The sequence below is a fragment of the Xanthobacter sp. BG11Y11_SDJG genome, from assembly GCF_057364445.1.
The window spans coordinates 1-9,095 of the sequence record NZ_JBNFNU010000157.1 but is presented as its reverse complement, the minus strand read 5'-3'; the positions used below and the strand labels follow the sequence as shown (position 1 = coordinate 9,095).

5 protein-coding genes and 2 pseudogenes are annotated in these 9,095 nt (G+C 68.3%); 3 read left to right on the top strand and 4 right to left on the bottom strand.

Translation table 11 applies throughout. The features are described from left to right. The 4 genes and pseudogenes from AC2W7M_RS13835 to AC2W7M_RS13820 form a co-directional block, all read right to left on the bottom strand. Positions 1-1,704: AI-2E family transporter (locus AC2W7M_RS13835; protein WP_486132850.1), on the bottom strand; the 1,704-nt coding region annotated here is incomplete at its 3' end. Further along, positions 1,680-2,105 carry an AMP-binding protein gene (locus AC2W7M_RS13830; RefSeq protein WP_486132851.1) on the bottom strand — a complete coding sequence of 142 codons (426 nt, stop codon included), beginning with the start codon at positions 2,103-2,105 and terminating at the stop codon, positions 1,680-1,682. The genes AC2W7M_RS13835 and AC2W7M_RS13830, both read right to left, overlap by 25 nt. Further along, positions 2,063-2,914: pseudogene (locus tag AC2W7M_RS13825) on the bottom strand (AMP-binding protein); the annotation flags it as partial. The gene AC2W7M_RS13830 and the pseudogene AC2W7M_RS13825, both read right to left, overlap by 43 nt. A 193-nt stretch (positions 2,915-3,107) precedes the next feature. Then, positions 3,108-4,457 (bottom strand): OmpP1/FadL family transporter, encoded by a 1,350-nt coding sequence (locus AC2W7M_RS13820; RefSeq protein WP_486132849.1) that lies wholly within the window; start codon positions 4,455-4,457, stop codon positions 3,108-3,110. A 377-nt stretch (positions 4,458-4,834) separates the two neighbouring features. Between AC2W7M_RS13820 and AC2W7M_RS13815 the strand changes: the two genes are divergently transcribed. The 3 genes and pseudogenes from AC2W7M_RS13815 to AC2W7M_RS13805 all read left to right on the top strand — a co-directional run bounded on the left by AC2W7M_RS13815 (position 4,835) and on the right by AC2W7M_RS13805 (position 8,818). Continuing rightward, positions 4,835-5,272 carry a MerR family transcriptional regulator gene (locus AC2W7M_RS13815; RefSeq protein ID WP_486132848.1) on the top strand — a complete coding sequence of 146 codons (438 nt, stop codon included), beginning with the start codon at positions 4,835-4,837 and terminating at the stop codon, positions 5,270-5,272. A 67-nt stretch (positions 5,273-5,339) separates the two neighbouring features. Further along, positions 5,340-6,475 (top strand): annotated as a pseudogene (locus AC2W7M_RS13810) (thiolase family protein). Positions 6,476-6,487: 12 nt separating this feature from the next. Beyond that, the gene (locus tag AC2W7M_RS13805; protein ID WP_486132847.1) at positions 6,488-8,818 is read left to right on the top strand and encodes a 3-hydroxyacyl-CoA dehydrogenase/enoyl-CoA hydratase family protein; all 2,331 of its coding nucleotides are present in this window, start codon (positions 6,488-6,490) and stop codon (positions 8,816-8,818) included. Positions 8,819-9,095 lie beyond the last annotated feature (277 nt).

Below are 9,095 nucleotides of genomic sequence, written 5' to 3'. Positions count from 1 at the left end.
CGGCGCCTCAGCCGCCCCCGCCTCGGGCGCGCTTCCGGGGGCGGCTCCGCCGGGGCCTCCGGGCGCTCCTCCTCGACGACAGGGAGTCCTCCGGCGGCGCGAGGTCGCGCACGCGGCGAAGGCGAGCACCGTAAGCGGCGTGCCGAGCAGCACGCCGAGCGGGCCGAAAACGGTGCCGAACACCACCACGGCGAACAGCGTCACCGCTGGCGGCAGGGACACCATGCGCTGCTGCAGCAGCGGGGTGATGAGGTTGCTCTCGGTCTGCTGCACCACCACGAACAGCGCCAGCACCCAGAGCGCCGAATCGAGGCCCAGGGTGAAGGCGATCAGCAGCGCCGGCGCCGCCGAGACCACCGGTCCCACCATGGGGATGAACTCCGCCAGCCCGGTGAACAGCGCCAAAGCCAGCGCCGAGGGCACGCCGAGAATGGCGAGGCCGATATAGGTGAGCACGCCCACCACCACCATGGCGATGAGCTGGGCCTTGAGGAAGTTGCGCAGGTCGAGCGCGACCGAATCGAGCCGCCGGCCCATCTGCGGCCGCCGCGCAGCCGGCCAGAAAGCGAGGAACATGCTGCGATAGGTCTTCGGATCCACCGCGAAGTAGAGCCCGCCCACCAGCACCAGGAAGGCGCCGAGCACCGCCTGGAAGAAGTTGCTGGTCAAACCCTGCACCAGAGAGAGGATGGTATCGCTGGACGGGGCCGCTGCCTCGGCACGCTTGAGGAGATCATCCCCGAGACCTTCCAGATGGAAGCGCTGCTCGAAGGCGGTCCACGCCGCCGGCAGGGACTGCACCAGTTCCAGCACCTGGCTGCGGATGGTGGAGCCGAACAGATAGAGGATCACGCCGGTGCCGCCGAACACCAGCAACGCCACCGGGAACACGGCATAGCGCTCAGGACAGCGTGTGTAGCGGGCGAAGGGCTCCGCGAGCGCATGCAGCGCCAAGGCAAGCAGCACCGCCGCGAACACCAGCAGGATCACGTCCACCGCCAGCCAGGCGAGATAGAGCGCGCCCAGCACCACGCCGGCGAGCGCAATTCGCCGAGTCAGCCTTGTTTCGGACCGCATGGAAGGACCCTTTTCCGCATCGAGGCTGTCAGGAACGCGCGCGCCCCCCGCACGGGTCCCTGCCGCGTGCGAAGATCCGGTCACGTCTCTAGCGACAAAGGCGGCAGGTGTCATCGGCCGCCCACGGGCGGCTGCGGCCCCGAGTCGCGCGCGCCGGGGCGGGTCAGGTCTGGCCGCGCCGGCGCTCCTCCTCCACCAGCTCCTTCTTGGAGAGCTTGCCCACCAGCGTCTCGGGAGGCTTTCGCGGATCTCGACCGCCTTCGGCATCTCGATCTTGGAGATCTGGTGCGACAGGAAGCCGAGAATCTCGTCCGGTGTTGCGCTCTCGCCCTCCCTCAGGGTGACGAAGGCCTTGGGCGCCTGGCCGCGATAGGGATCGTCGATGCCGATCGCCATCGCCTCCGACACCGCCGGGTGCAGATAGAGCGCCTCCTCGATCACGCGGGGATAGACGTTGTAGCCGCCGCACAGGATCACGTCCTTGATGCGGTCCACAAGGAACAGGTAGCCGTCGGCGTCGAGATAGCCCACGTCGCCGGTGCGCAGCGCGCCGTCGATGAAGGCGCTGGCGGTCTCGTCCGGCCGCTCGTAATAGCCGGCCATCACCTGCGGCCCGCGCACGCACACCTCGCCCTTCTCGCCGGCGGCATGAGGCGGGTGGGATCGGCGAGGTCGCGGATCTCGATCACGGTCTGCGGCAGAGCGGTGCCGACCGAGCCGTCCTTGACGAGGCCGAGCGGCGGGTTGGCGCTCACCACCGGCGAGGTCTCCGACAGGCCGTAGCCCTCCACCAGCTTGCAGCCGGAAAGGTGCTCGAACGCAGCGCGCACCTCCTTCGGCAGCGGCGCGCGCCGGAGATGCACAAGGTGAGCGAGGACAAATCGCGTTTCTCGATGCCGCGATGGGCGTTGATGGCGGCGTAGATGGTGGGCACGCCCGGGAACATGGTGGGCTTCCGCCGCTCGATGTCGTCGAGAACGTCGGCGAGGTTGAAGCGCGGCACGAGGATGATCTCCGCGCCGAGGCAGATGGGAATCACCATCACCGTCTGCATGGCGAAGACGTGGAACAGCGGCAGCACGCCGAGCACGCGGGTGACGCCGATCCGCTCGCATTCGGCATGCATCATCACCTGATGCGCATTGGCGGAGACGTTGGCGTGGGTGAGCATGGCGCCCTTCGGCACGCCTGTGGTGCCGCCGGTATATTGCAGCACCGCCACGTCGGTCTTGGGATCGATCTCCACCGGGGACGGCCGGTCGCCGTGCTTCAGAAGCTCGCGGAAGTGGAGGTGGACGCCGTCGCCCGCATCGTAGCGGGCCTGCTCCTTGCGTTTGAAGAGCGTGAACAGCAGGCCCTTGGGAAACGGCAGCACGCCCGCGAGCGGACAGACGACGATGGACTTCAGCCCCGCCTCCGCCGCCACGGCGGCGACGCGCGAATGAATGAGGTGGAGGTCCGGCACCACCATCATGGTGGTTCCCGAATCGCGGATCTGGTGCCGCAGTTCCCGCTCCACATAAAGCGGGCTGTAATTCACCACCGTGCCGCCCGCTTTCATGACGGCGAAGAAGAAGATCACCGAATAGGGGGTGTTGGGCAAACAGAGCCCGACCTTGGTGCCCTTGCCCACGCCCTTGGCCTGGAGGCCGGCGGCGACCTTGTCCACCAGCGCGCCCAGATCGGCATAGCTCCATTTGCGGCCGAGAAAGCTCAAAGCCGGCTTGGCGCCGTGGCGGGCGACGCTCGCGGCCAGGAGATCCGGCACCGTGGAGACCGGCACCGTGGGGCCCGGCGCCGTGGGGGCGGCCGGCGCCTGATCCGTGCCCGATTGCATGGCCGTTCTCCCTGCTCGCGCGGCGTCTTCGGCGCGGCCCGCGCCAGGCGCGGATCGTTCCGGTGTGGCCGGGTCGATTCCCATTGCAGCTTAAAGCCCTATCCCGGCCGATGGCACCGCAATCTGCGGTGCGGCGGAGCGGGCGGCGGGCGGCGAAGCGGCCCGCCGGTACACGGCGGGCCGGGCGGCGCCTCTATTTGGTATAGAGCGGCGCGGCGGCCACCGGGCTGTCGAACTTGTACCGCAGCGCCAGCGAGATGATGTCGACATAGCCGTCGTTCACGCTGCCCACCAGCGACCCGCGCAGCGCATTGGCCGGATCGGTGGGGAACAAGGCGATCGGGGCATCCTCGCCGAAGATGTGCGTATAGGCGACATCGAGCGCCAGCTTCTCGGTCACGGCATAGGTGAAGCCGGCCGAAAGCCACAGGCGGTTGGTGTCGGGCAGGCGCGGCGAGCGCGTCTCGTCCGGCACCGGGGTCAGCTCGTAGGCGAGGCCGGCGCGCAGCGCGAGCTTCGGATCCCACTGGTATTCGATGCCGCCCGAAAAGAACCAGCCATCCTTCCACTGGAGGTTCAGGACGCTTTCCGGCGAGGCGATGCTTTCGACCTTCAGCTCCTGCACCGTGGACCAATTGGTCCATTCCACGGTGCCGAGCACGGTGAAGTTGGGCGTGAGCTTGGAACGCAGCGACAAGGTCGCCTGGTCCGGCAGGGTCAGGCCGGCCTGCGCCGGCAGCTTGGCGACCGGGTTGTTGAGGATCAGCGGCGTGATGGTGCCGTTCAGCCCCTGGTCGATCTGCGAGCGATAGCCGAGGCCGATCGTGGTGCCGGGCGCGAGCGTCAGCAGGGCGCCGAGATTGATGCCGTAGCCGATGGAATCGCCGTCCACCTGCGCGGCGCCGAAGGTGAGCGGAGCGGCGCTGAGAATCTGCGCGTTGGACAGCCGCGCGTCGATGTAATTGACGTTGAAGCCGCCGCCGATGGTGAGCCACTCATTCACCTTGTAGGCGATGGAGCCCTGGATGTTCATGTCGAAGATGCGGCTGTAGCAGCCGTAATAGCGGCCGGACCAGTTGCAGGGCGCGTCGGTGATGAGGCCGAACGGCGCGTTGATCGCGAGGCCCACCGCGATGCGGTCCCAGGCATAGGTGATGTAGGTGGCGGGCACCGCCGCATCGTCGACGATGTCGCCGACGCCCACATTGCCGAGATTGTTGCCGAACAGCGGACCGGTGGCGCTGTACACGTCGACGGAGGCGTGCGGCGCGATCCAGGTGACGTTGGCTTCCATGTTGAGGCCGGGCGAGAAGCTGAGCGCCGCCGGGTTCCAGAACATTGAGGCAAGGCCATCGCCGCCGGCCGCGGCACCGGCGAACGAATAGCCCTGGTAATAGGCGCTCTGCTCCCTGAGGCCGAAGCCGCCGGCCGCGGCGCCCGTCGCTCCGGCAATGGCCAGGACGGGCACAGCCAGAACCGGAAGGGCCATCAGCGTCGCGCGGGTCGCGAGCGGACGGCGCAGGCATGAGAGATGTGTGGCCATGGGTCCCCCTGTCAGGTGCGTTCCTCAGGGCCCGGCGCGCTGCGGCGCACATTAGGTTTTACGGTGCCCTATACGTCACCCAGCATGCCTTAACGCACATCCGCGTCAACACCGTTGGTGTCGCCCTCGCAAGTCGTCCGCCGGGATTTGCGGCGCTGTGGCGGGAAAGCCACATTTCGCAGCGTCCGTTCGCACCTCCCGGCCCTCCACGCGCCGCGCCACCCGCCGAACCGAAGCGCCGAATCGCCCGCTCCGGCGCATTTTACCGGGAGCGGGACGCCGCAGCGGCCCCTCCCGAAGCCCTGAACGCGCGCCCTCTTGCGCCCAAGGTCAAAGCATGTATCTTCAGTGCCGATAGATGACGTATAGGTGAACACGTGGCATCCACAGGCAAGCGCCTCCCCGGCTCCTCGCTGACCGACACCTTCTTCACCGTCACCGAGTTGGCGCGGGACCTCGCGATCACCCCGCGGACCGTCCGATTCTACGAGGACAAGGGCCTCATCACGCCGCGCCGTGCCGGCACCATGCGTGTCTACACCAAGCGCGACCGGGCGCGGATGGTGCTGATCCTGCGCGGCAAGCGGCTTGGCTTCTCGCTGCGCGAGATCAAGGAATATCTCGACCTCTACGACATCGACCCGTCCCAGACCGAGCAGATCCGCATGCTGCTCAAGAAGGTGCAGACGCGCCTCGAAATGCTGGAGGACCAGCGCCTCGCGCTTGAGGAGACCATCCTCGAACTCAAGGACATCGAGGAGCAGACCCTCGGCGCGCTGGAGCGCGAGACGGCCCAGAAGAAGGCCGCCGGCTGATCCGCGGCGCGCACCGCGGCAGAAGACATAAGCAAAGATCAGGCAGGAGAGCCCCATGAGCGCCCCCATGCAGAACGTCGTGATCGCGGGCTATTCCCGCTCGCCTTTTACGCTCGCCAAGAAGGGCGATCTCGCCCGCATGCGGCCCGATGATCTCGCCGCCCAGGTGGTGGCGGCGCTGCTCGCCCGCACCAAGGTGAAGGCGGAGGAGATCGAGGACCTGATCGTCGGCTGCGCCTTCCCGGAGGCCGAGCAGGGCTTCAACATCGCCCGCCTCATCGGCATGATCGCCGGCCTGCCGGAGAGCGTGGCCGGCGTCACCGTGAACCGCTTCTGCGGCTCCTCCATGCAGTCGGTCCACATGGCCGCCGGCCAGATCCAGCTGGGGGCGGGCGAAGCCTTCGTGTGCGCCGGCATCGAGAGCATGAGCCGCGTGCCCATGACGGGCTTCAACCCGATGCCCAATCCGGCGCTCTACAAGGCGATGCCGCAGGCCTATATGAGCATGGGCGAGACGGCGGAGAACGTCGCCCGCAATGGCAGATCACCCGCGCCGACCAGGACGCCTTCGCGCTGAAGAGCCACCAGAAGGCGGCGAAGGCCGAGGCGGAGGGCCACTTCAAGGCCGAGATCGTGCCGGTCAAGGCCAACGGAAAGACCATCGAGATCGACGGCTGCATCCGCCGCGACGCCTCTGCCGAGGCGCTGGCGGGCCTGAAGCCTGCCTTCGACGAGCACGGCACGGTCACCGCCGGCACCGCCTCCCCGGTGACGGACGGCGCGTCCGCGGTGCTGGTGTGCACCGAGGCCTATGCCGAACGGAACGGCCTTGAGCCCCTCGCCCGCCTGAAGAGCGTGGCGGTCGCCGGCTGCGCGCCGGAGATCATGGGCATCGGCCCGGTGGCGGCGACCAAGAAGGCGCTCGGCCGCGCCGGCATCGACATCGGCGCCATCGACGTGGTGGAGCTGAACGAGGCCTTCGCCTCCCAGGCGCTGGCCTGCCAGCGGGAGTTGGGCATCCGCGACGAGACCCTGAATCTGGATGGCGGCGCCATCGCGCTCGGCCATCCGCTCGGCGCCACCGGCGCGCGCATCGTCGGCAAGGCGGCGAGCCTGCTGAAGCGCGAGGGCGGCAAATATGCCCTCGCCACCCAGTGCATCGGCGGCGGCCAGGGCATCGCCACCGTCCTTGAGCGCGTCTGAGGGAGGCGCGTCATGGCTGCGGAAATCAAGAAGGTCGCCGTCATCGGCGCCGGCGTCATGGGCGCCGGCATCGCCGCCCATGTGGCCAATGCCGGGGTCGAGGTGCTGCTCCTCGACATCGTCCCGGAGGGCGCCGCGAACCGCAACGTCATCGCCGAAGGGGCGGTGGAGAAGCTGCTGAAGGCCGATCCCGCGCCCTTCATGTCCAAGGCCGCGGCGAAGCTGGTGAAGACCGGCAACATCGAGGACAACCTCGCCGACATCGCCGATTGCGACCTCGTCATCGAGGCCATTATCGAGCGGCTCGACCTCAAGCAGGCGCTCTATGCGAAGATCGAGGCGGCGCGCCGGCCGGGCGCGGCGGTGTCGTCCAACACCTCGACCATTCCGCTGGCGGACCTCACGGCGGGGCTGCCGGAGAGCTTCCGCCGCGACTTCCTCATCACCCACTTCTTCAACCCACCGCGCTACATGCGGCTGCTGGAGATCGTCGCCGGGCCTGAGACCAACCCGGACACGGTGGCGGCCGTCGCCCGCTTCGCCGACGTGAAGCTCGGCAAGACGGTGGTGCGGTGCAAGGACACCCCCGGCTTCATTGCCAACCGGCTCGGCACCTACTGGCTGCAGCTTGCGGTCGGCGAGGCCTTCGCGCTGGGCATGACGGTGGAAAATGCGGATGCGGTGATGGGCCGGCCCTTCGGCTTTCCGAAGACCGGCGTGTTCGGCCTCATCGACCTCGTGGGCCTCGATCTGATGCCCCATGTCCAGGGCTCGCTGAAGCGGGCGCTGCCGGCGACGGACCCGTTCCACGCGACGCTCCGCGACGAGCCTTTGATCGAGAAGATGATCTCGACCGGCTATACCGGCCGCAAGGGCAAGGGCGGCTTCTACCGCCTCAACCGGGAGGGCGGGCAGAAGCTGAAGGAAGCCATCGACCTTTCGACCGGCGACTACCGCCCGCAGGCCAAGGCGCAGGTGGCGGAGCTGGAGGATGGCGGCGGCAAGGATCTCCTCGCTTTGCTCTCCTCGGACGGCGAAGGCGGGCGCTATGCCCGCGCGGTCATGGTGCGCACGCTGGCCTATGCCGCGCGCCTCGTTCCCGAGGCGGCGGACGACATCGTTGCCATCGATGACGCCATGCGCCTCGGCTATAATTGGAAATGGGGTCCGTTCGAGCTGATCGACAGGATCGGCGCGGCCCGTCTCATCGACCTGCTCAAGGCGGACGGGGAAGAGGTGCCCCCGCTCCTGGCGCTTGCCGCAGACAAGCCCTTCTACCGGGTGGCGGACGGCAGGCGGCAGTTCCTCACCCTCGACGGCACCTATCGCGACATTGTGCGGCCTGAGGGCGTGCTGCTGCTGGAGGACATCAAGCTCAGATCCGAGCCGGTGGCCAAGAACGGCTCGGCGTCCCTGTGGGACATCGGCGACGGCGTGCTGTGCCTCGAATTCACCTCCAAGGGCAATTCGCTGGACGAGGGCATCATCACGCTCCTCGGCAAGGCGCTGAAGCTCACGAAGGACAAGCACAAGGCGCTCGTGATCTATAACGAGGGCTCGAACTTCTCGGTGGGGGCGAACCTGGGCCTTGCTCTGTTCGCCTGCAATATCGGCGCGTTCGGCGAGGTGGAGAAGCTGGTCGCCACCGGCCAGAAGACCTACCAGGACATGAAATACGCCCCCTTCCCCGTGGTGGCGGCGCCCTCCGGCATGGCGCTGGGCGGCGGGTGCGAGATCCTGCTCCACGCCAGCGCCGTTCAGGCCCATGCGGAGAGCTATATCGGCCTGGTCGAATGCGGCGTCGGCGTGCTGCCCGCCTGGGGCGGCTGCACCGCCATGCTGGAGCGCTGGGCGGCCGACCCGAAATTCCCGAAGGGACCCATGCCGGCCCCCTCGAAGGTGTTCGAGACGGTCTCCACCGCCACCGTCGCCAAGTCCGCCGCCGAGGCGAAGGAGCTGAAGTTCCTGCGCGAGAGCGACGGCATCACCATGAACCGCGACCGGCTCCTGGCCGACGCCAAGGCCAAGGCCCTCGCCATGGCGGATGGCTACCAGCCGCCGAAGCCGGTGGAATTCTTCCTGCCCGGTCCCTCGGGCAAGGCGGCCATGGACATGGCGGTGGAGGGCTTCGCCAAGCGCGGCATGGCGACGACGCACGACAAGGTGGTCTCCGCGGCCCTCGCCGAGGTGCTCACCGGAGGCGACGCGGACCACATTGCCCCGGTCAGCGCCGCGCGGGTGCTGGAGCTGGAGCGGGAAGGCTTCATGAAGCTCATCCGCACCCCCGCCACCTTGGACCGCATCGAGCACGTGCTGGAGACCGGCCGGCCGCTGAGGAACTGATCGCCCGCCGTCGCCCTCCGGCTAGACCGGCCGGTGACGAAGGAGCGACCGAGACATTGCACCGTCATGCCCCGGCTCGTCCGGGGCATCCACCCCTCCGCCGGGACGAACGGATGGGTGGACCCTCCGGACAAGCCGGAGGGTGACGGCAGCGGGTGCGGAGAACGGCAACGGCCTTCCCGCCCCGAGAGACCGCTATTCCCTCTCCCCTTGCGGGAGAGGGCCAGGGTCGAGGGGTGAATGGCCGCGGTTCTTCGGCCTTTGTGTCCGACCCCGG

What these genes read in the sequence shown, in the direction of transcription:
- AC2W7M_RS13820 (WP_486132849.1), bottom strand. Translation starts at nt 4,457, where the DNA reads ATGGCCACACATCTCTCATGCCTGCGCCGTCCGCTCGCGACCCGCGCG.
- AC2W7M_RS13805 (WP_486132847.1), top strand. Translation starts at nt 6,488, where the DNA reads ATGGCTGCGGAAATCAAGAAGGTCGCCGTCATCGGCGCCGGCGTCATG.